Below are 21903 nucleotides of genomic sequence, written 5' to 3'. Positions count from 1 at the left end.
AGATGAAGCAGCCTCTAAAGCATCGCACCCTGTCGGCCGCGATCGTCGACCAGCTCCGGCAGGCGATCCTCGACGGCACCTATCCCGCAGGATCCCAGCTGCGGCAGGACGCGCTCGGCGAAGCCTATGGCGTCAGCCGCATTCCCGTGCGCGAAGCGCTGTTCCAGCTCGAGGCGGAAGGCCTGGTCCGGATCGTTCCGCAGAAGGGCGCCATCGTCTCGGAGCTGTCGCTGGATGAGATCAACGACGTGTTCGACCTGCGCTGCATCCTCGAGCCTCGCCTGCTGGCGCAATCGGCGCCCCGTTTTACCACAGAAGATATCGACGGGCTCGACGACATCCACAGGCAGTTCGAGAAGGCGATCAAGGCGAAGAACGTCAGCGATTGGGGGCGGCTCAATGCCGACTTCCACATGGCGCTCTACGTGCACGCCCCGCAGCCGCGCACCCGCGCGATCGTGCTGTCGCTGCTCCAGACCAGCGACCGCTACACGCGTCTGCAACTCTCCAACACCAAGGCGATGGGGACGGCGGAGAAGGAGCACGCCCATCTGATCGCGCTCTGCCGCGCAGGGAAGGTCGAAGAGGCCTGTCGTTTCCTGGAGCGGCACATCGAAGCCGTGCGCAAGGATTTGTTGCAGGTGGTGGCGAACGCGCCAAAGGGGCGGCGGAAGGAGAAATCGTAGGGTGGGCAATGGCGCGAATGCGCCGTGCCCACCGTTCTTCTCCGTATCCAAGAAAGATGTGGGCCCGCTTCGCTTGGCCCACTCTACGATCGCTCGCCTACCTGCTTCCGTCCGGCCCCATCACGAGGTCTGGCAGCCAGGTCGAGATCCCCGGCACGAAGCACAGCAGCAGCACCGCGAGCATCATCAAGAGCACGAAGGGCAGGGTGCCCCAGATCACCTCGCGCAGGGAAATGTCCGGCGCGACGTTGCGGATGACGAAGATGTTGAGGCCGACGGGTGGGTGGATCAGCCCCATCTCCATCACGATGGTCATGACGACGCCGAACCAGATGATGTCGAAATTGGCGGCGCGCAGCGGCGGCAGGATGATCGGCGCGGTCATGAGAATGATCGAGACCGGCGGCAGGAAGAAGCCGAGCACGACGACCATGACCAGGATCGCGAACAGCAGCTCCCAGCGCGGCAGGTGCATGGCGACGATGGATTCGGCGACCGATTGCGAGATGTGCAGGTAGCTCATCACGTAGGAATAGAGCAGCGACATGCCGATGATCATCATCAGCATGGTCGATTCCCGGATCGTCGACTTCATGATGGGAGCAAGGTCGCTCGGCCGCCACACGCTGTAGATCGCGGCAATCAGCGCCAGCGCCAGCAGGCCGCCGAGGCCGGCGGTTTCCGATGGCGTGGCGTAACCGCCGTAGAGCGCCACCATGACACCGGTGAGCAGCAGCACGAACGGAATGACCCGTGGCAGCACGCTGAATCGCTCGGCCAGCGTATACTCGTCACGCTGCAGGATCGGAGCCTCCGGTCCGCCGCTTTTGTAGGCCGCTTCGGCCGCGGCATATTCCTGTCGGAAGCGGATCACGGCATAGGCGCCGAACAGCGTGACCAGCAGGAGGCCGGGCCCGATGCCGGCGAGAAACAGCCGCCCGAGCGACTTCTCGGCGGCGACCGCGAACAGGATCATGGTGATCGAGGGCGGCAGCAGGATGCCGAGCGTGCCGCCGGCGGCGATGATCCCGGCGGCAAAGCCGCCGGAATAGCCGCGCTTGCGCATCTCCGGGATGCCGGCCGAGCCGATCGCCGAGCAGGTCGCTGGGCTCGAGCCCGCCATCGCCGCAAAAAGCGCGCAGGCGAACACGTTGGCAACGCCGAGGCCGCCGGGTACGCGGTGCAGCCAGGCATGTAGCGCCGAATAGAGATCCTGGCCGGCACGTGACTTGCCGATCGCCGCACCCTTCAAAATGAACAGCGGGATCGACAGCAGCGTGATCGAGGCCATTTCCTCGTAGACGTTCTGCGTCACCGTATCGAGGGAGGCGGCGGGCATGTAGATGGCCATGAACACGACCGCGACCGCGCCGAGCGCGAACGCAATCGGCATGCCCGAGAACATCACCAGCAGCGTTACGATTCCGTAGGAGAGACCTATACCGAAAACGCTCATGGCCGCTTGGCTCCGGTGAAGGGCAGCGCAAGCTGCACGAGGATCTGGAGGCAGAGCAGGCTCATCCCGAGCGCCATCAGCGTGTAGGGTATGGCGAGCGGCGGCGACCACATGGAGTTCGAGACCTGGCCGTCGACATAGGCTTCGTGCGCCAGCGTCCAGGACTTCCAGGTGAAGAAGGCGCAGAACAGGAACGTGGCCGCGTCGACCAGCCAGAGCCGGACCCTGTTTGCGAGCGGCGAGAGCAGGCCGACGAAGGCCTCGATGCCGATGTGTCCGCGGTGCTGCTGCACGTAGGCCGCGGTCATGAAGGTGGCGCCGACCAGCAGGAACACGGCGGCCTCGTCCTGCCAGTAGTTCGCGGCCTTGTACAGCGCGCGGCTGAGCACGCTGTAGCTCAGGATCGCACAGGCCGCGACCAGCGCGACCGCGGCGAACACGACGATGATGCTGTTGAGGATGGCGAGACCGCGATCGATCGCCGCCGCAAGGCCGGTGCTTGCGGCGGCTTTGACCTGGTCATCACGATCCGGAAGCGGACCGTGGCTCATGCGGCGACGTCGATCGCAAGCTTGAGCAGGTTGGCCGCGGTCGCGGTCTTGCCGCTGTAGTCCTTCCAGGCTGTGTCGCGGGCGATGTCACGCCACTTGCCGACCGTGGCGGCATCGAGCGGCGAGACCTTGGCGCCGGCCTTCTCGTAGACCTTGGCGACCTCGACATCGTCATCCTGCGCGCCCTTGCGGCCGAAGGCCTCGAGCTCGGAGCCGACCGCGAGCAGGATGTCCTGATGGTTCATCGGCAGCTTGTCGAAGATCGCCTTCGACATCATCAGCGGCTCGAGCATGAACCAGTAGGAGGCGCCGGCGCCCGAGGTCAGCGACTTCGCGACCTCTTCGAGGCGGAACGAGATCAGGCTGGTGGAGGAGGTGATGCCGGCGTCGCAGGCGCCGGTCTGCATTGCGGCGTAGATTTCGTTAGAGGGCACCGACAGCACCGAGGCGCCGGCGGTCTGCAGCACCATGTCCATCTCGCGCGAGCCGCCGCGGACCTTCAGGCCCTTGGCGTCTTCCGGAGCGACGATCGGCTTGGAGCGGCTGGCGACGCCGCCGGCCTGCCACACCCAGGTCAGCAGGATGATGCCTTTGTCGGCGAGGAAATCGGTCAGCGCCTTGCCGACCGGCTCCTTCTTCCAACGCAGGCCCTGGTCGTAGGTGGTCACGAGACCCGGCATCAGGCCGATATTGGTTTCCGGCACTTCGCCGCCGGCATACGGCATCGGATAGAGGCTGATGTCGAGCGCGCCCTTGCGCATCGCGGAGAACTGCGCGTTGGTCTTGATCAGCGAGGAGTTCGGATAGATCTCGGCGGCGATGTCGCCATTGCTGCGCTTGGCGATCTCTGCGGCGAACGTGCGGCAGAGCCGGTCGCGGAAATCGCCCTTGTCGATGGTGCCGCCGGGGAACTGATGCGAGATCTTCAGCGTGGTGGCGGCCTGCGCCGTACCGGTGCCGAGGCGAAGAATGGCGGGCGCGGCGACGGCGGTCGCGAGCAGATGGCGGCGCGTGAGCATGATATGATGTCCTTGGGCGGTTCTTTGAACGGTTCTTGTTTGGCGTGATCGGGTTTGATGAGCGACCGCTGCGTAGGCCCATTCTGGCCGCTCTTTGACCCAATACTCCCTCAACTCATAGTTCGAGATCGGACGTCGCGGCAAGGGTCGGTTGTGCTGCGCTGCACATGCCCTTAATTCCCGCTGCGATCTTGAACTCGTTCGGTCGAGGGCTCCCGGTGCGCTTACCGAAAATTATCAAGGGCTGCGTAACAACACCCCCCGACCATCCGTCGAGTCTGGGTAGCGGCGTCCGTCGCTGACAAACACCACCTCGAAGGGAAGATCATCCATGACCATTCGCACCCGCATCGTGCTCGGCGTCTCGGCTGCCGCTCTTTCGCTTGGCCTTGCGCTGTCGCCGGCCGCTTTCGCTCAGGACAAGATGAGCAAGGATGACGGCATGATGAAGAAAGACACGATGTCCAAGGACGGCATGATGAAGAAGGACACCATGTCCAAGGACGACGGCATGAAGAAGGACCACATGTCGAAGGACGGGATGAAGAAGGACGACGGGATGATGAAGAAGAACTGATCTTCCATCCGTCCCGCGCAGGGCCGGCACACCACCGGCCGCGCATTCTCGAATTCCGGGAGCGGTCCCATAGACCGCCCCGGATGAGGTTTCAGTGCCAGTTCAATCGAACGTGATCTGGCAGTCTTACTTGCGCTTGGCCTTGCGGGCCGCGTAGCGCGCATCGCGCTTGGCCTTTTGGTCGGCTTCCAGCGCAGCACGCTGAGCTTCGGCCTCCTCGGCCTCGCGCGCGATCCGTGCGGCTTCGGCGGCCTTGGCCTCTTCCTCGCGGCGCTTCTGCTCCGCCTTTTCGGCCTCTCGCGCAGCCTTCGCCTCGGCGCGCTTGGCCGCAAGAGCTTCGCGCTCGGCACGCTTCGCCGCAACCGCCGGATCATCGGGACCCGGTTGCGATTTGAATTTGTTCAAAAGATTTTTGCGAGCGTCCTGCGCCGCCTTTTGCCGGTCTGCGAAGCCGGGTTCCCTGAATCCACTCATGGACGAGCCTTGTCTTCCTCGCTTTCGATATTAAATCGGTGCCTGTTGGTAAGTCGGCTGGGCATAGCAGGCGCCACGCGACGCATAAGCGTGTACATCGGCGCGCGTCGCGAAGCCACCCATAATCGCAGCCGATCAGGTCAACGAAAAATCGCCCCCGACGATCTCTCGTAGCCCCGAAAAACTGCCGAATTGTGATCTCCCTCATAAAGGGAGCACTTGGGCGACGCCTAGCGTCCGCCCGAAGGACACGGAGCACGGGCATGACGATCTCTCGACTGAGCCTGAAGGCGCTCGCAATCGCTGCCGTCCTGGCAGGCGTCGCGGGCGCCGCAATCTTGCTCGCTCGCCCGCAGCCCGTCGATAGCGCCCTGCTGGGAGCGGATTGGGAATGCACCCAGACCGCGTTTGTGCTCACCACTTGTGCACCGCGGGCCCAGGAGGCTATTCCGGCGGTCGAGACCTTGCGCGAGAATGCGATCCGGCAGACCCGGGGCTGAGCCCAAAGAGGTCGCCCAAAGAGGTCGCCGATGGCGAACTCGATGTGACGGGCTGCCGCAAGAGGTAGCCAAAGCCGCCCCGGTTGTGTGATCAGGTGGCGATGTCCAAGCCCGAACCGAGCCAGAAGCCCAAGCCCGCTGGAAAATCTCGACCCGCCGACGATCGGCGCGGTGCGGTTGCCGGCTTGATCATCGCGATTGTCATCCTCGCCGTCGGCTGGTGGCTTGCCCGCGACCTGACCTCGGCGAGCAAGATGCAGGACTGCCTGATGTCGGGCCGCACCAATTGCAATGTGATCGAGCCTGCTCGCTAGGTGCGCCCGGGAGCCCGGGGCCGAAAAAATGCCGTGATCTTAATCATTTGTAACGGGACTTAGCCGATCAAGAAGGGCAGTTATTTCGGCCGGCATCAGCCCGGCGCGTGACGATTCGTCGATCGCGCCGGGACCACGGCCATCGCAAGAGCAGGGGGCGAGCACGCATGAGTGCGTCCAGACGCGTCAAGATCATCATTCCCATGGTTTCGGCCATCTCGTTGCTGGCGCTGCCGGCTCAGGCGCAAGATGCCAGACCGCGGAGCGAGGCCAGCCAACCTCAGGCGCGGCCAGCCGCAGGCCCGCCGCCTCAGTCCGATCAGAACGTCCGCAGAGGTCCCTCGCCGCAACAGGCGGCCCGGCCCGCGACGGGCGCGCAGCCTCGTGCCGGCGGTCCCGGTCCGCACCAAGCGGGCGGCCCGCCGCCCGGCCGCCATTACGCCCGCGGCCCCGCACCGGAGCGCAATTGGGGCGGTCACGCCTATCGCGGCAACCGCGCCTGGGATGGCGGGCGCTGGCGCCACGAAGTCCGCAACGGCCGCTCCGGCTGGTGGTGGGACGTAGGCGGCGTCTGGTATTATTATCCGCAGCGCATGGCCGGCCCGCCCGCCTATATCTCGGAGGACTATATCGACGATATGCCGGTGGCCTATGCTCCGCCGGTCACCTATGCACCGCCACCCCCGCCGCCGCAGCCGGCTGATCCCGGCGTCAGCGCGCTTGGCGGCGCGATCGTCGGAGGTGTGCTGGGCGGCCTGATCTCGGGCAATGCAACAGGGGCTGCCGCAGGCGCGGTTCTCGGCGGTGCGACCGGTGCGATCGCCGGCGCCACCGCGGCGTCGCAGCCTGGCTATTACTGGGCGCAGGGCACTTGCTATTATCGCTACCCGAACGGCCAATATGTCCAGGCCGATCCTCGCGCATGCTACTGAGTCTTCAGGGGCGGATTGCAGCACCGAGGCGGGCTTAGGCCCGCCTTGTTTTTCGAGCGGGGCGACTCGTGCGTCAGGACACGAGCCAGCTGAAGAACGCGATCGTGCCCCAGACCAGGCCGCTGATCCAGGCCACCATCACGACGCCAATTGTGCCGAGACAGGCGACGCGGAGCATGCTCGTGCGATGTCGTTGCGTCGGGACGATGATTTCGGTTGCTGCTTTGCGCGTCATCACCGGACATCACCCATGAAGGCTCGCCGTGACTTTAGCGGACATGGCCGTGGGCAGGCTATGACATGGTTCACACATCGGCCTGCCGGCCTGACGGAGACCCCGCAATCTTACGGATGAAATTGCCACGCGCTTGTCCAGATGGCCGGCTAAGCTCTGCCTCATGTGCATCAAGTACGATCCACAGCATGAGGCCGAGGCCGCAATGAAGCGCGCCGCGGAGGCTGACGGTGCCGACAGGCAACGGCTGATCCAGCTGGCCTTGGCTTGGTACGAACTCGCCCGCGATCCGCGCGATGAGCCGACCGACCTCTGTGATGCAGCTGGGCAAACGCCTCCGGTCCGATAGCGGCGGCACGAGAAAACCCCGTGCTCGGGGGACGAGCACGGGGTTGTTCAAGGCCGATCGCGGCTGGCGGATCGGCACCACTGAAGCCGGTTACTCAACGCTCTCGCCGCGCCTTCGTTCCGTCTCGATGCGCAGGCGCTGCAAGGACCGGCGGAAGGAACCTACGTTCCGCGGCAAACGTTGTTCGGCTATGACCGACCCCGAATTACGTGCGCAGTCCTTCGAGATCGCCTGGCGATATCTCGACCAGTCCGGCCTGCTCACGGGTGAGCACAAGGATTCCGCCCGCTTCATTCTGAACCGGATCGATCGCATGATGCTGCGCGGCGAGCGACGCAGGCTGCTGTTGTCGAATGCCGCGATCGATGCGTATCGGCTGCGGCCCGTGCTTGTGAGCGCATGATCGATCCGGCAAGCCATTCTTAACAAGTGCTCGGTGCGTCGATCTGAGGTCGCGATTCGTGCCTTGTGAACGAAGCGGAGTCGGATCGTGAACAAACAAAAGGCCCCCGAAGGGGCTCGAGTTTTTCAGGCGGCTTCCGACTTCGGGACCGCGTCGGCATTCACCGACAGCTTGACGACATCGCCTTCGACGGCGCCGACATATTTCGTATCGATGTAGTGGTGATGGTCCTTGTGACCCTCCGGGCTGTCCTTGCGCGTCAGCTTGATCCGGTTGCCCTCGACGCGATCGACGGTGCCGACATGTGCGCCGTCCTTGCCGATGATTTTCATGTGCTCTTTGATGTCAGCCATTCTGTTCTCCTTGCAGGGATTCAACGGCGACGACGCCTGTTCGTTGCAGCAGGCGTTTTGGACCCTCGGCCTTTGCCGGACGTTGACGTCCAACAGGATCTATCAAGACTCCCATGGAGAGCATTCGAACCTATCTGGAGCGCAAGCATGAGGAACTCAGGCTGTTGAACGACTGCCTGAGAAAGCCGCTCGATATGGCGCGACCTCGGTCCGTCGACGACCTCGTCAGGTCCAAGTTCCAGATCACGGCGGCGCTGAGGGCGGAACACGAATTGTTGGGATGGAAGGCGACGGAGACCGCCTGGTCGCAGACGGCCGACACTGCCAGCGGCCCGTTCGCGTTCAGTTACGACTACCAGCGGGCGGATCTGACGGTCCGCGGTCCTCCGTTCTACGAGTTGGACGGCGCAAGCGCGAGCACGGCGATTTACACCGCCTCGGGAATGGCGGCGATCTCGGCTGTGCTGCTCGCGTCTGCGCAAATTCTCGAGAAGGCTGACATCCTGGTGCTTCCCGGCTCCTACGGAGAGACGCTGGAGCTGATCCAGGGCTTCATTCCTCAGCTGCGCATCGAGGCCTTGAAGCTGCCGCTGGGCGAGGCGTTTGCGGCGGCGAACTCGCCGCGGATCCTTCTGTTGGATTCCTGCTCCTTCGCCGGCGCTTTCGAGGCGGCCCTGCGCTGTGACGGCTCGGGCCTCGATCTCCTGGTTTTCGACACGACATGTTTCGCCGGCCGGTCAGGCCGCATCAGGCGTGTCCTGAGATGGGCCCGCCGATGCAACATCCCGCTGGTCCTGGTGCGAAGCCACAACAAGCTCGATTCGCTCGGAGCGGAATACGGCAGGCTCGGCTCGGTCGTCTTCGTGCAAGGGAACGAGCAGCAGCGGGCAGGGGGCGCAGACTGGACACGTCTCGCGTCCGAAACGCGAAATGCGGTTCGGCTGCTCGGCGGCGCGGCGTTGCCGGCCCACTTCCCGCCCTTCGCGGGCAGCGCGGCGTATTGGACTCTAACAAAAAAGCGCGTTGCGGCTATCCTGCGCAACGGCCGAAGCGCGGCCCGATATTTTGCCGCGACGCTGCCGACGCTCTCGGCCGAGCTTCATTTCGCCCACGGTCTGTATGTCACCCTGCGCGGCAAGCGCCCGCTCGACGAGGCGGCGGCGCGGCAGGCTGCCGAAGACATGAGCTGCGAGTTGCGCCGGCAGGGTTTTCCCATCCGTCACGCCGGCAGCTTCGGCTTCGATTTTGCGGCGACGGAGTGGTTTCACGACGCGACCACTGACCAGTACAGCGTCCGGGTTGCCGTCGCTGATCTTCCAACGGAGCTTTGGAACGAGCTGGCCGCCGCAATTGCGCGCTGGTGGCAGGCGCATCAGGGGGCAGATGGCGAGTAAACGGGCTGCCGCGCGCGCGTCCGCATCAGTCCGTCGCGAGGCACTGCTCCACGGCGGGCTTCTCGGCCCCTCGCGTCCACTCCTGAACGGCAAGGGCAAGGTGATTTTGACCCATCGCGGCGCCGACGATCGATGCCTGCGCCACCTGAACCGGCCGTTTGACCGCGTTGATATTCAGGACGCCTGCGTCGATGGCCAAATACGACATCGCGACAATCGCCACCGCAGATGCGATGGCCATTCTCGTCAAATCGGACTGCTGCATTCACGAAACCTATCGGGCACATCCTCGCCCGGCGCATACATAGTGCCGATCGGCGCCGATCAAAGGCCGGACTATGGTTACCCACGCGTTCGTGAAGCCTGGCGGATTTTTGGCTTAAGCAGCCGATGCTGTCTTGCGTCGGCGCCATGCCACGATACCCCCGACTGCCATTAAGAGGCCCGGAATGCCCGCGCCCACGGCTGGACCAGGAACAGGCGCGGCATTAACGGGGATGTTCAGTGACAACAGGTCGCCCGTTTTTCTCGTGTCGGTATCGTTGACGAGAAACGAGACCTTTAAATGTGGATTGCTGAAGTCGAGACCAGCCCCAGCCGGAACAAAATCGATATTAAACACCATGTGGTTGGTGATCGACAGATTTGGACCCCAATTGAAACAGGCCGAAGCTCCGCCGCCGCTGTTACAACCAACGCCCGAACCGTTTGCTTGTTGGCCCAACAGCCCGCTCACAGAGGTTACCCCGTAAGTCGCGGTTGCAGACGAAAACGACCCTACGTCTCGAATGTCGAAAGCGTCGAAGAAATTAACAGGGCCCCAGTTGCCGGTGGCGTTCGGCAGGTTATCAACCGTCAGCCTTAGCGTGTCAGCATCCACCGCTTCGAATGTGAATGTAACGCCCTGACTGATGATTGAGGCGGAGGCGCTGAGGGTGGTCCCAGCAAGCATTAGACTCGCCACGAGCGAGGTATGAAACGCTTTCATGAAAAGGCCTCCCAAACAGTTAAATTAAATATTTGGAACCCTTTTAATCAAAGAGCGCGAACATTGTCAATTGCTGCGGTCAAGAATGGGAAAAATAGGAAAGGTTCGGACCGCCCCCGTGATTGCGCCGATGCCTTCCCGACCATTGAAATGGCCGGCGAAAAGAATGGCGGGAAGGGCGTGATGAGCGGGCCGCGACAAGAAGGCGTTTGCGGATAAAAGTGGCTGCCGACTGCAGGGGCCCCTTGAAATCGACAATTTTAGGGTGCTCAGAAGGACAAGAGAGCTATCGCTGCGAGTGCTTGTTGACGGCGCCAACTGCAATGATGGCGGCCGTGACGATCCGGTCATTGCTCATTGCACTCCCCCGCTACTCAAGCGGGGAATGTCAAAGCATACTTATCTAAACGGGAAAATATGGTAATGCCGACTTACGCCACTCGGCCCGATTAAATGCCGCCTCACGCAAATTAAATCTACGCCTCGCATCATTTGAGATTACCCGAACGAAGCTGATCGCGACCATTCCAGCTGACGGCCGGCCTGAGTCGGCTCGTCGGCGGCCCCGGTGCGTCTCGGCCCAGCCCCGGGGATGCCCGGGGTCGTTCCGCCTTGGTTACGTAGGCATTCCCTGGTGCCCCTTTTACCCGGCGCGCGCTGGCTGAGGCGGGATGCAGCGCGCTGGAGATCATGTCCATCACCGGCCATACCGATATCCGCGAGATCGAGCGTTATTGCCGCGAAGCCGCGCGCAAGAAGGTTACCGTTGCAGCGATGACAAAGCTCGAAGGCATCGCCCGACGAGTTAGGCAATAGTGACGACAACTCTTCAAATTCGTTTGTGGCAGAAACAGTCTGGCGATCCCGGCAGGACTCGAACCTGCAACCCGCGGAGTAGAAATCCGCTACTCTATCCAGTTGAGCTACGGGACCGTCGCCGTGCCGGCCTCGGTTAAGGCCTGCCGGACTTCTATCACGGCAAATATGAAAAATCCGCGGCCACGCCAAGCCCGAACCGAGCCCTATCCGCCGCAAACGTAAGCAACGCGGCGCCTAATCGTCGTTGGGCGTCGGCAGGGGAGGCGTGGTGAGCAGGTTTCCTGCCCACCGGATGGTTGCGCGACGACCTCGGCCCTGTGGGAGGACTATACCCTCCCGACGTGGACGGCTGGATGACGTCCCGCCCATGGCAGGGCTTGCTCGAGCTGGGCCGCCAGCCTCAGCAGAATATCCTCGGCGCCAAAACGGCTGACGAACTGCATGCCGAGGGGCATTCCTTCCGAGTCGGTCGTCAGGGGCAGGCTGATCGCGGGCTGGCCCGTCATGTTGTACAGGGCCGTGTAGGCGGCGTGATTGAACAGGCGATCGTACCAGCCTTGCGCATCCAGCGATGCGTCATTTGCATCGATGTGTCCAAGGGCGACCGTTTGCTCTCCAAGGGTCGGCGTGAGCAGCACGTCGTAGGCGTTGAAGAAGGGCGCCACCGATCGGCAGACGATGTTGGCGAAGGCGTCGGCCATCTCCAGATCGACGAGCTTCAGGCCTAACCCATATTCGTAGCAGGCGAGCGTGGTCGCCTCGAGCGTTTCCAGCGACGGTTTGCGTCCATTGAGCTGGGCGGTGCCGAGAACCCCCGCGGCCAGGAAGCCGCACCAGTAAACGATATTTGCACGGTGGAACATCTCTTCATCATAGTCAGGAGAGGCTTCGCTGACCTCGTGACCGAGACTTTCCAGTTCGCGTGCGACCCGCATCACGGCCTCGCGCACTTCGCCTTTGGCGCGCGCACCCTTCATGCCCGCCAGTGACACGGCGATGCGCAGTCGGCCGGGTGCAGTGGCGGTTTCGCTGGCATAGCTACGCGGTGGCGGAGGAATGATGAAGGGGTCGCCGATTCCCGGGCCCTGCACCGAATCGAGCACCGCCGCGCAATCGCGCACGGTCCGTGTCACGACGTGTTCGATGCCGAGGCCGTGGAGCGGTTGGCCGAACTCGGGACCGGTCGGGGTGCGTCCCCGCGTTGGTTTCAAGCCGACGACGCCGCACATCGCCGCCGGGATCCGGATCGACCCGCCTCCATCATTGGCATGGGCGATCGGGACGATGCCGGCCGCAGCCGCGGCGCAGGAACCTCCGCTGGAGCCACCGGGGGATCGCTCGACATTCCAGGGGTTGCGTGTCGGACCGTAGAGAACCGGTTCGGTCGTGGATGCAAATCCGAATTCCGGGGTATTGGTGCGACCGATCGCGACGAAGCCTGCAGCCTTGAACCGGCGCATCAGCTCCGTGTCGTGCGGCGAGACGAAGCTGTTGTCGACGAGCCTGCTGCCCATGTCGCAGCGGACGCCTTCGGCGTGCATGACGAGGTCCTTGATCAGGAACGGCAGCCCCGCGAACGGACCGGTGGCCGACGCAGGCGGTTGCGCGTCGATCTCGCCGATGACGGCGTTGAGGGTGGGGTTGACCTTTTCGATGCCCAGGCGGGCGGCAGCCGCCAGCTCTGCTGCGCTGACCTCACCCTTGCGGACCAGTGCGGCGAGGCCCAATCCGTCGTAACGGGCATAGTCGTCGAGGTTCATCTCTGTCTCCTGACATGCTGGCTCTCGTTCCAAGAGCCTCGCAGCAGGAAACCGGGATCGCGGGCGAGGTGCCATCGACCAGATGTTCCACCCCTCGCGGTTTTCGTCGGAGGTGACCGGCGGCGTCAGCTCCTCACGGCGGGGCTGATGCCGCTCGTGCGATGCAGGAGGGCAACCTTGTTGCGTACGCCCAGCTTGTCGTAGATGGCGCGAAGATGGTGGCGTACCGTATAGGGCGAGCAGCCAAGATGCACCGCGATCTCCTTGTAGGAACGGCCATCGCGGTACAAGGCGACAATTTCCGTTTCGCGCGGCGACAGGCGGTCGGTCGCATCGCGGGGACGGGCGCGAAGCACGGCCAGATCACGGTGGCGGACGACATCGATGCTTATGGCGCGGCCATCATATCTGTGACCGGCGTTCACCGTATCGCGCAGCAGGCGGGGCAATTCGGGCCCGCGCCAACGCGGCCATTCGAGGCTCAGCAACGTGGCGAATGTCGCTTCACTTGCGTGCATGAGGCCGTGCCGGTCGGCAACGGCAAAGCCCTCCTGCAAGCGATCCAAGCCGGCCCGCAGGCCCTCGACATGATGCAGGCGGTTCGTATGCCAGGCAGCCGCGATATGCGGCATGACGATTTCCTGAAACGTCCGGTCGGCATGGTCGAACTGCGGGGCATCGGCTGGCCGATAGAGCGACAGAAAAGCGAGCAGGCAGGGGACGGGGGTGGCAACCGCCACCGAGATTGCGCTGGCGATGCCGAACCGCTCTCCCATGGCGACGAATTCGGCATGTCCCATGGAATTCGCACTGACACTGGCCGCGATGCCGGGAGCGGCGACCACCTTTGCGGCGAGGACGTCCTTGTGCTTGACGGCCTCCCAGTCGCGCACGAAGTCGTGCGGCAGAACGTCGACGTAAGAGCAGTGTAGCGTGAGCCCGCCGCGCGGCTGCGCCCGCAGCATACCCCAATAGGCAGACCGAAACGGCAATTGGTCGCGCAGCCGGGAAAGCGTGGCTTCCTGAAAGCGATCGAGCGGCAGTGCGCGCGCCATCGCGTAAAGGTCGAGCAAAAGGGCGCCGGCGCGCCGGGCAAGATCAGTGCCGGGCGGGTCACGGACGGTCATGTCAGCCGTGCACCAGGCCGGCCGGTCCGTGCGCCGGGACGCGGATGATGGCTCTTTCCTCGCAGCTGCGCACTTTGCGACACGGCGGTCCCAAGTTGAACTGTCTCAAGCTCGTATCATGTCAGTGTCACACAGAGGCGGCCTGGATTCCAGCGGGATTGCTGATCTCAGACGTCGCGCAGGGCCCGGCCGAAGACCGCCGATCTCGGGGGAGAAATAATGGGACATCGCTCAAGCTTGACCGAACCGATTTGCTCGTCGCCGCGACAAAGCGGGACGGTGGTGTGTCAGGGCGCCCGGTCAAGGTGGCAACGAATTGGACGAGGGATCACGTTGCCGGGAACGCTGCCAAGGGCACGGCCGCTCGATGGATCATGTTAGTGCCATCCGAACGGTGCGCGCTGGTGTTTCGATCGGTTCTGCTTGGGCTTGCCTTGTCATGGCGAATGCGACGATTTTCACCTCTGGTTCCATCGCCTTGAGTCCGTCACCTTTCCGCGCATTTCATCTGCCTTCGCGGTTCGTCCGCGATTTCCGGGAGTCCTCCATGATCGGTCTTGTTCGCGCCGTCACAATCTGCGCCGCCCTGGCGCTCGGCCTTGTTGTTGCGCAGGCCGCCGACAAAGCCTTCAAGCGCGACGACCTCGCCGATTCCGCGATCAAGCTGGAGGCTCAGATCAAGAGCGAGGCGGGGCCGATCGCCAAATCCAACGCGACGCTGAAGACGGACGCCGACGCCGCCTTCCGGCGCAATGATTACCGCACCGGCCTCACGGTGCTCGGCCAGATCGCCGCGACCACGCCCGAGGATGCCGGCAACTGGCTGCGGCTCGCCAGGGTCATCTTCCAGATCTCGCCGAAGAGCTCGAGCGAGCAGACCTTCCTGCTGGAACGCGCCTCGACTGCGGCTTACATCGCCTATCTGCGCGCCGGCAATGCGGGCGAGGAGGCCGACGCGCTCGCCGTGCTCGGCAAGGCGCTGGCGGAACGCAAGCTGTGGCGGCCGGCGCTGGACGCGCTGCGGCTGTCGCTCGACATGCGCGAGGTCGCCGACGTCCGCGGCCAATATGAGAAGATGCGCGACGAGCACGGATTCCGGCTGCTCGACTACACCGTGGACTCGGACTCGGCGAGCCCGCGCGCCTGCTTCCAGTTCTCGGAAGAACTCGCCAAGCGCACCGACTTCGCGCCGTTCCTGGCGCTGGCGGGCCAGGACAAGCCGGCGCTGTCGGCCGAAGGCAAGCAGCTCTGCGTCGACGGGCTGAAGCACGGCGAGCGCTACAACATCAATCTGCGCGCCGGCCTGCCTTCCACGGTGAAGGAGGGCCTGCCGAAATCGGCCGAGTTCAACGTCTATGTCCGCGACCGCAAGCCGTTCGTGCGATTCACCAGCCGTGCCTATGTGCTGCCCAGGACCGGCCAGCGCGGCATTCCCGTGGTCAGCGTCAACACGCCCGCGGTCAACATCAACGTGTTCCGGATCGGCGACCGCAATCTGATCAACACGGTGGTCGACAGCGACTTCCAGAAGACCCTGTCGAAGTACCAGCTGTCGGATCTCGGCGGCGAGCGCGGCGTCAAGGTCTGGTCCGGCGAGCTCGCGACCGCGATGACGCTGAACCAGGACGTCACCACGGCATTCCCGGTGGACCAGGCAGTGGGCGAGCTCCAGCCCGGCGTCTACGTCATGACGGCCGCGGCCAAGGGCCCGGGCTCCGACGACGAGTCCCAGCTTGCCACGCAATGGTTCATCGTCTCAGATCTCGGCATTTCCGCTTACTCCGGCAATGACGGCATCCACGTCTTCGTCAATTCGCTGGCGTCGACCGACCCTATCGTCAAGGCCGAGGTGCGGCTGATCGCCCGCAACAACGAGATCCTGGCGACGCGCCAGACCGACGGTGCCGGCCACGCGGTGTTCGAGGCCGGGCTTGCGCGTGGCGAGGGCGGCCTGTCGCCGGCGATGCTCACGGTCACTGCCGAGAAGGCCGACTACGCGTTCCTGAGCCTTAAGTCCTCCGCCTTCGACCTGTCCGACCGCGGCGTCTCCGGTCGCGCGGTGCCCGCTGGCGCCGACGCCTTCGTCTATGCCGAGCGCGGCGTCTACCGGTCCAGCGAGACGGTCTATCTCACCGCGCTCTTGCGTGACGGGCAGGGCAATGCCGTCACGGGCGGGCCGATGACGCTGCTGATCGAGCGGCCCGACGGCGTCGAATATCGCCGCGCTGTGCTGGCCGACCAGGGTGCCGGCGGTCGCACGCTGGCCGTGCCGCTCAACTCGGCCGTCCCGACCGGCACCTGGCGCGTCCGCGCCTTCACCGATCCGAAGGGCGCCTCGGTCGGCGAGACCACCTTCATGGTCGAAGACTACGTGCCCGATCGGATTGAATTCGACTTATCGGCCAAGGACAAGGTGATCAAAGCTAACGCTCCAGTGGAGCTTAAGGCTGACGGTCATTTTCTCTACGGCGCACCGGCCTCGGGCCTTCAGCTCGAAGGCGACATGCTGATTGCGCCCGCGAGCGAACGTCCGGGCTTTGCCGGCTACAAGTTCGGCGTGGACGACGAGGAGAGCACCTCGAACGAGCGAACGCCGCTCGAGAACCTGCCCGAGGCCGACGCCAATGGCGTTGCCACCTTCCCGGTGACGCTGGACAAGCAGCCGGCTTCGACCCGCCCGCAGGAGGCGCAGATCTTCGTCCGCATGGTCGAGACCGGCGGCCGCGCCGTGGAGCGCAAGATCGTGCTGCCGGTCGCGCCCAGCGCGGCGCAGATCGGCATCAAGCCGCTGTTCGGCGACAAGAACGTCGCCGAGGGCGACAAGGCCGAGTTCGATGTGGTGTTCGTTTCGCCCGAGGGCGAGAGGCTGCGCCGCGACGGCCTGCGCTACGAGCTCCTGAAGATGGAATCGCGCTACCAATGGTATCGCCAGAACAATTATTGGGAGTACGAGCCGGTCAAGTCGACCTCGCGCGTCGCCGACGGTGACGTCGTAATCGCCGCCGACAAGCCGGCGCGGATCTCGCTCAGCCCGCAGCCGGGCCGCTACCGGCTCGACGTGCGGACCAACGATGCCGACGGCCCCGTGACCTCGGTCCAGTTCGACGTCGGCTGGTATTCCGACGGCAGCGCCGACACGCCGGATCTCTTGGAGACCTCGATCGACAAGCCGCAATACGGCTCCGGCGACACCATGACCGTGTCGGTCAATGTCCGCAGCGCCGGCAAGCTCACGATCAACGTGCTCGGCGAGCGGCTGCTGACGACGCAGACCATCGACGTCAAGGAAGGCACCGCCCAGGTGAAGCTCCCGATCGGCAAGGATTGGGGCACCGGCGCCTATGTGGTGGCGACGCTGCGTCGTCCGCTCGATGCGGCGGCCCAGCGCATGCCGGGCCGCGCGATCGGGCTGAAATGGTTCGGCATAGACAAGCAGGCCCGCACCTTGCAGGTGAAGTTGACGCCGCCGGCGCTGATCCGCCCCAATGCGGCGTTGAAGATCCCGGTCAAGCTCGACGGGCTCAACCCGGGCGAGGACGCCAAGGTCGTCGTCGCCGCGGTCGACGTCGGCATCCTCAATCTCACCAATTACAAGCCGCCGGCGCCGGACGACTATTATCTCGGCCAGCGCCGTCTGTCCGCGGAGATCCGCGATCTCTACGGGCAGCTGATCGACGGCATGTCGGGCACGCGCGGCCAGATCAAATCCGGCGGCGACGCCGCTGGCGAGCTCCAGGGTTCGCCGCCCGCGCAAAAGCCGCTGGCGCTGTATTCGGGCATCGTCACGGTCGCCGCCGACGGCACGGCCGAAGTGAGTTTCGACGTTCCGGAGTTCGCGGGCACTGCGCGCGTGATGGCAGTGGCGTGGACCGCGACCAAGCTCGGCCGCGCCAACACCGACGTCGTGATCCGCGACCCCGTGGTGCTGACGACGACGCTGCCCCGCTTCCTGCTCAACGGCGATCGCGGCACCGTCAATCTCGAGATCGACAATGTCGAGGGTCCGGCTGGCGACTACGTCATCAACGTGAAGACCGGCGGCCCGGTGAAAATGACCGGCAATCCCGCCACCACGGTGAAGCTCGCCGCCAAGCAGCGCAATTCGTTCGCCCTGGCGATCGACGCAAATGCGGCGGGGCAGGCGACGCTCGACGTCGACATCAAGGGCCCGAACGGCCTTGCCCTCGCGCGGCACTATGCGCTCGACGTCAAGGCGGCGACGCAGGTGCTGGCACGGCGCTCCATCCGCACCCTGGCGAAGGGCGAGAGCCTCACGCTGACCGCCGACATGTTCTCCGACCTCGTGCCGGGCACCGGCAGCGTCTCGGTTTCGGCGAGCCTGTCGACCGCACTCGATGCGGCGACGATCCTGAAAGCGCTCGATCGCTATCCCTATGGCTGCTCGGAGCAGATCACGAGCCGGGCCATGCCGCTGCTGTATGTCAACGACCTCGCCGCCGGCGCGCATCTGGCCATGGACACCGAGGTCGACCAGCGCATCCGCGACGCCATCGAGCGGCTCCTGGCGCGCCAGGGCTCGAACGGCTCGTTCGGGCTGTGGTCGGCCGGCGGCGACGATGCCTGGCTGGACGCCTATGTCACGGACTTCCTGACCCGCGCCCGCGAGAAGGGGTTTGCGGTCCCGGACGTGCTGTTCAAGAACGCGCTCGACCGCATCCGTAACTCCGTCGTCAATGCCGACGAGCCGGAGAAGGATGGCGGCCGCGAGCTCGCCTACGGCCTCTACGTGCTCGCACGTAACGGCGCGGCCCCGATCGGCGATCTCCGCTATCTCGCCGACACCAAGCTGAACAACCTCGCAACGCCCATTGCGAAGTCGCAGCTTGCGGCGGCGCTGGCGCTGGTCGGCGACCGCAACCGCGCCGAGCGGGTCTATGGCGCGGCGCTCGACAGCCTCGCGCCGAAGCCGGCGCTGGAGTTCGGCCGCACCGACTACGGCTCGCAGCTGCGCGATGCCGCAGCGCTGGTCTCGCTTGCCAGCGAAGGCAATGCGCCGAAGGCGACGCTGACCCAGGCGGTGTCGCGGGTCGAGACCGCGCGCGGGCTCACGCCCTACACCTCCACGCAGGAGAATGCGTGGCTGGTGCTGGCGGCGCGGGCGCTCGCCAAGGAGAACCTCTCGATCGAGGTCGACGGCCAGCCGGTCAAGACCGCGCTTTATCGCAGCTACAAGGCGGATACACTGAGCGGCAAGCCGATGAAGATCACCAATACCGGCGACGCGCCGGTGCAGGCGGTGGTCTCGGTATCCGGCTCGCCGGTGACGCCGGAGCCTGCGGCATCGAACGGCTTCAAGATCGAGCGGAATTACTTCACGCTCGACGGCAAGCCGGCCGACATCAGCAAGATCAAGCAGAACCAGCGCTTTGCGGTGGTGCTGAAGATCACCGAGGCCAAGCCGGAATACGGTCACATCATGGTGGCGGACTATCTGCCGGCCGGCCTTGAGATCGACAATCCGAGGCTGGTCTCCTCCGGAGACAGCGGCACGCTGGACTGGATCGAGGACGGCGAGGAGCCCGAGAATACCGAATTCCGCGACGACCGCTTCACGGCGGCCGTCGACCGGGCCTCGGACTCCAAGTCGGTGTTCACCGTCGCCTATATCGTGCGCGCGGTCTCGCCGGGCAAATACGTGCTGCCGCAGGCTTATGTCGAGGACATGTACAATCCCTCGCGCTATGGCCGGACCGGCACGGGCAGTGTCGAGGTGCGGGCGGCGAAGTGAGCGAGAAGTAAGTGAGATGAGCGATGTCGAGCCACATACACCGTCGTCATGCCCGGGCTTGACCCGGGCATCCACGGCCGCGCCGGCGGTGGGTGTTGGCGTGGATGGCCGGGTTAAGCCCGGCCATGACGGAGCAAGGAGCGGGGGGCTTCGCATCCTCTCCGCCCTCGCACTCACTTTCATCCTCGCCATCATCGGCTTCGTCGGCTGGGTCTACTCCCTCGGCCCGCTCCCGCTCGACGAAGCCCGGCAAGTCTCCACCACCATCGTCGATCGCAACGGCAAGCTGCTGCGCGCATATGCCATGGCCGACGGGCGCTGGCGGCTGCCGGTCGATGCCAAGGTCAACGTGGATCCGACCTACCTGAAGCTGCTGTTCGCCTATGAGGACCAGCGCTTCCACGCCCATAACGGTATCGACCCCTTGGCGCTCGGGCGCGCGGCGTTGCAGCTCGGAACGCGCGGACACATCGTCTCGGGCGGCTCCACCATCAGCATGCAGCTGGCGCGGCTGATGGAGCCGCGGCGGCAGCGTTCGCTCTATGCCAAGCTCCGGCAGATGGTGCGCGCGATCGAGCTGGAGCGGACGCTGAGCAAGGAGCAGATCCTCGATCTCTATCTCGCGCTCGCGCCCTATGGAGGCAATCTCGAGGGCATTCGCGCCGCCTCGCTCGGCTATCTCGGCAAGGAGCCGAAGCGACTGTCGCTGGCGGAAGCGGCGCTCCTGGTCGCACTGCCGCAATCGCCGGAGACGCGCCGCCTCGACCGTCATCCCGAGGTCGCGCGCAAGGCTCGCGACCGCGTGCTCGACCGCATGGTCGAGGAGAAAATCGTCAGCGCAGAAGACGCCAGGCAGGCGAAGGCCGTGCCCGTGCCGAAGCTGCGCAAGCCGATGCCGATCCTTGCCCCACATGCGTCGGACACCGCGCTGTCGGTCGTGAAGGACAAGCCGGTCATCAAGCTGACGCTCGATGCGAACCTGCAGAAGGTGCTGGAGCCGCTGACGCGCGACCGCGCCCTTGCGCTCGGGCCCAACATCTCGGTCGGCATCATCGTTGTCGACAACGAAAGCGGCGACGTGCTCGCCCGCGTGGGCTCGGCCGATTATTTCGACGAGAGCCGGGCGGGGCAGGTCGACATGACGCGCGCGGTGCGCTCGCCGGGCTCGACGCTGAAGCCCTTCATCTACGGGCTCGCCTTCGAGGACGGCTTCGTCCATCCGGACAGCCTGATCGACGACCGGCCGGTTCGCTTCGGCTCCTACGCGCCGGAAAATTTCGACATGACTTTCCAGGGGACGGTGCCCGTGAGGAAGGCGCTGCAATTGTCGCTGAACGTGCCTGCCATCGTGTTGCTCGATCGCGTCGGCTCCAGCCGGCTGACCTCGCGGTTGCGGCAGGCCGGCGGCAATATGGTTTTGCCCAAGGACGAGACGCCGGGCCTTGCCATGGGCCTCGGCGGCGTCGGCGTCACGCTCCAGGACCTCGCCCAGCTCTATGCGGGTTTCGCCCGTCTCGGCACCACCAAGCCGCTGCGTGAGGTCGTGACTGAACAGGACGACCGCGAGCCGCTCCGGCTGCTGGATCAGGTCGCGGCCTGGCAGGTCGGAAACGTGCTGCTGGGGACGCCTCCCCCGGAGAACGCCGCCCATAACCGCATCGCCTTCAAGACCGGCACGTCCTACGGCTATCGCGACGCCTGGTCGGTCGGCTTCGACGGCCGTATGACCATTGCCGTCTGGGTAGGCCGTCCGGACGGCGCGCCGGTTCCCGGCCTGATTGGGCGCGTCGCCGCGGCGCCCATCCTGTTCGACGCCTTCGCGCGGACCGGCAAAACGCTCGCCCCGTTGCCGAAGCCACCAAGGGGAACCCTGGTGGCAAGTAATGCCAAGCTGCCGCTGCCCCTGAAGCGGTTCCGCCCGGTCGGGGAACTGGTACGCACCGGGGGCGAGCAGGCGCTGCACATTCAGTTTCCCCTCAACGGCTCGCGGATCGACGTCGATCGATCGGGTGGCCGGGAGAGCGCAGCCATGCCGGTCAAGGTCGCCGGCGGCGTGCTGCCCATGACCATCATGGTTAACGGCACCGCGCTCGGCGAGATCGACGGACGGCGCCAGCGGCTGATCGATCCGCCGGGTCCGGGCTTTGCCCGGCTCACCGTGATCGACGCCACGGGCGCGGCGGACACAGTCGTCATTCGAATTCAATGACCCTGCCT

21 protein-coding genes and 1 tRNA gene are annotated in these 21903 nt (G+C 64.9%); 11 read left to right on the top strand and 11 right to left on the bottom strand.

Annotated features, from left to right (window positions below):
* The first annotated feature begins 2 nt into the window (after window positions 1–2).
* Window positions 3–686 (top strand): GntR family transcriptional regulator, encoded by a 684-nt coding sequence (locus AC3WLX_RS02190; RefSeq protein WP_291623309.1) that lies wholly within the window; start codon window positions 3–5, stop codon window positions 684–686.
* Between the two features lie 97 nt (window positions 687–783).
* On the opposite strand, the gene AC3WLX_RS02185 is transcribed toward AC3WLX_RS02190, so the two are convergent.
* From AC3WLX_RS02185 to AC3WLX_RS02175, 3 genes are read right to left on the bottom strand one after another with little or no spacing between them, the layout of a single operon-like run.
* On the bottom strand, window positions 784–2142 hold the full coding sequence (locus AC3WLX_RS02185) for a TRAP transporter large permease (RefSeq protein WP_492334514.1): 1359 nt from the start codon (window positions 2140–2142) through the stop codon (window positions 784–786).
* Window positions 2139–2693 carry a TRAP transporter small permease gene (locus tag AC3WLX_RS02180; protein WP_492334513.1) on the bottom strand — a complete coding sequence of 185 codons (555 nt, stop codon included), beginning with the start codon at window positions 2691–2693 and terminating at the stop codon, window positions 2139–2141. Before AC3WLX_RS02180 ends, AC3WLX_RS02185 begins: the two co-directional genes overlap by 4 nt.
* The gene (locus AC3WLX_RS02175) at window positions 2690–3712 is read right to left on the bottom strand and encodes a TRAP transporter substrate-binding protein (RefSeq protein WP_492334512.1); all 1023 of its coding nucleotides are present in this window, start codon (window positions 3710–3712) and stop codon (window positions 2690–2692) included. The genes AC3WLX_RS02180 and AC3WLX_RS02175 overlap by 4 nt, the downstream gene beginning before the upstream one ends.
* Window positions 3713–4043: 331 nt before the next feature.
* Between AC3WLX_RS02175 and AC3WLX_RS02170 the strand changes: the two genes are divergently transcribed.
* Window positions 4044–4289: a pentapeptide MXKDX repeat protein gene (locus tag AC3WLX_RS02170; protein WP_291623300.1), complete on the top strand. Its 246-nt coding sequence runs from the start codon at window positions 4044–4046 to the stop codon at window positions 4287–4289.
* Window positions 4290–4415: 126 nt separating this feature from the next.
* Here AC3WLX_RS02170 and AC3WLX_RS02165 read toward each other — a convergent pair whose 3' ends face one another.
* Entirely contained in the window at window positions 4416–4763 is a 348-nt protein-coding gene (locus AC3WLX_RS02165) for a DUF6481 family protein (RefSeq protein ID WP_492334511.1), read from the bottom strand.
* 263 nt (window positions 4764–5026) lie between these two features.
* On the opposite strand from AC3WLX_RS02165, the gene AC3WLX_RS02160 reads away from it, so the two are divergent.
* From AC3WLX_RS02160 to AC3WLX_RS02150, 3 genes are all read left to right on the top strand, one after another.
* Entirely contained in the window at window positions 5027–5263 is a 237-nt protein-coding gene (locus AC3WLX_RS02160; protein ID WP_492334510.1) for a hypothetical protein, read from the top strand.
* A 101-nt stretch (window positions 5264–5364) separates the two neighbouring features.
* A complete protein-coding gene (locus AC3WLX_RS02155; protein ID WP_492334509.1) occupies window positions 5365–5577 on the top strand; it encodes a hypothetical protein in 213 nt (70 codons plus the stop codon).
* 167 nt (window positions 5578–5744) lie between these two features.
* Window positions 5745–6509, top strand: coding sequence for a hypothetical protein (locus tag AC3WLX_RS02150; protein WP_492334508.1), 765 nt, complete (start codon window positions 5745–5747; stop codon window positions 6507–6509).
* Between the two features lie 73 nt (window positions 6510–6582).
* On the opposite strand, the gene AC3WLX_RS02145 is transcribed toward AC3WLX_RS02150, so the two are convergent.
* Entirely contained in the window at window positions 6583–6744 is a 162-nt protein-coding gene (locus AC3WLX_RS02145; protein WP_291623292.1) for a hypothetical protein, read from the bottom strand.
* Between the two features lie 392 nt (window positions 6745–7136).
* Here AC3WLX_RS02145 and AC3WLX_RS02140 point away from each other — a divergent pair, with 392 nt between their 5' ends.
* Window positions 7137–7496: a hypothetical protein gene (locus tag AC3WLX_RS02140; protein WP_492334507.1), complete on the top strand. Its 360-nt coding sequence runs from the start codon at window positions 7137–7139 to the stop codon at window positions 7494–7496.
* 125 nt (window positions 7497–7621) lie between these two features.
* Here AC3WLX_RS02140 and AC3WLX_RS02135 read toward each other — a convergent pair whose 3' ends face one another.
* Window positions 7622–7849 carry a DUF2171 domain-containing protein gene (locus AC3WLX_RS02135; protein ID WP_291631769.1) on the bottom strand — a complete coding sequence of 76 codons (228 nt, stop codon included), beginning with the start codon at window positions 7847–7849 and terminating at the stop codon, window positions 7622–7624.
* A 113-nt stretch (window positions 7850–7962) separates the two neighbouring features.
* Between AC3WLX_RS02135 and AC3WLX_RS02130 the strand changes: the two genes are divergently transcribed.
* Window positions 7963–9243 (top strand): hypothetical protein, encoded by a 1281-nt coding sequence (locus tag AC3WLX_RS02130; protein WP_492334506.1) that lies wholly within the window; start codon window positions 7963–7965, stop codon window positions 9241–9243.
* A 25-nt stretch (window positions 9244–9268) separates the two neighbouring features.
* On the opposite strand, the gene AC3WLX_RS02125 is transcribed toward AC3WLX_RS02130, so the two are convergent.
* Together AC3WLX_RS02125 and AC3WLX_RS02120 are read right to left on the bottom strand one after the other, a co-directional pair.
* On the bottom strand, window positions 9269–9508 hold the full coding sequence (locus AC3WLX_RS02125) for a hypothetical protein (RefSeq protein WP_492334505.1): 240 nt from the start codon (window positions 9506–9508) through the stop codon (window positions 9269–9271).
* Window positions 9509–9622: 114 nt separating this feature from the next.
* On the bottom strand, window positions 9623–10231 hold the full coding sequence (locus AC3WLX_RS02120; protein WP_492334504.1) for a hypothetical protein: 609 nt from the start codon (window positions 10229–10231) through the stop codon (window positions 9623–9625).
* Between AC3WLX_RS02120 and AC3WLX_RS02115 the strand changes: the two genes are divergently transcribed.
* Entirely contained in the window at window positions 10217–10450 is a 234-nt protein-coding gene (locus AC3WLX_RS02115; protein WP_291621232.1) for a hypothetical protein, read from the top strand. The two genes, AC3WLX_RS02120 and AC3WLX_RS02115, sit on opposite strands and share 15 nt — an antisense overlap.
* Window positions 10451–10921: 471 nt before the next feature.
* Window positions 10922–11047, top strand: coding sequence for a hypothetical protein (locus tag AC3WLX_RS02110; protein ID WP_492334503.1), 126 nt, complete (start codon window positions 10922–10924; stop codon window positions 11045–11047).
* Window positions 11048–11087: 40 nt separating this feature from the next.
* Here AC3WLX_RS02110 and AC3WLX_RS02105 read toward each other — a convergent pair.
* From AC3WLX_RS02105 to AC3WLX_RS02095, 3 genes are all read right to left on the bottom strand, one after another.
* Window positions 11088–11164 (bottom strand) — tRNA-Arg (locus tag AC3WLX_RS02105).
* Between the two features lie 212 nt (window positions 11165–11376).
* On the bottom strand, window positions 11377–12810 hold the full coding sequence (locus AC3WLX_RS02100) for an amidase (RefSeq protein ID WP_492334502.1): 1434 nt from the start codon (window positions 12808–12810) through the stop codon (window positions 11377–11379).
* Window positions 12811–12935: 125 nt separating this feature from the next.
* Window positions 12936–13937, bottom strand: coding sequence for a helix-turn-helix transcriptional regulator (locus AC3WLX_RS02095; RefSeq protein ID WP_492334501.1), 1002 nt, complete (start codon window positions 13935–13937; stop codon window positions 12936–12938).
* Between the two features lie 547 nt (window positions 13938–14484).
* On the opposite strand from AC3WLX_RS02095, the gene AC3WLX_RS02090 reads away from it, so the two are divergent.
* Window positions 14485–19686 carry an alpha-2-macroglobulin family protein gene (locus AC3WLX_RS02090; RefSeq protein ID WP_492334500.1) on the top strand — a complete coding sequence of 1734 codons (5202 nt, stop codon included), beginning with the start codon at window positions 14485–14487 and terminating at the stop codon, window positions 19684–19686.
* A 100-nt stretch (window positions 19687–19786) separates the two neighbouring features.
* Window positions 19787–21895, top strand: a complete 2109-nt coding sequence (gene pbpC / locus AC3WLX_RS02085) for a penicillin-binding protein 1C (protein WP_492334499.1) — start codon at window positions 19787–19789, stop codon at window positions 21893–21895.
* Window positions 21896–21903 lie beyond the last annotated feature (8 nt).

The sequence above is a fragment of the Bradyrhizobium sp. FW305-F6 genome, assembly GCF_058782905.1.
This window is presented reverse-complemented; position numbering and strand designations above follow the sequence as displayed.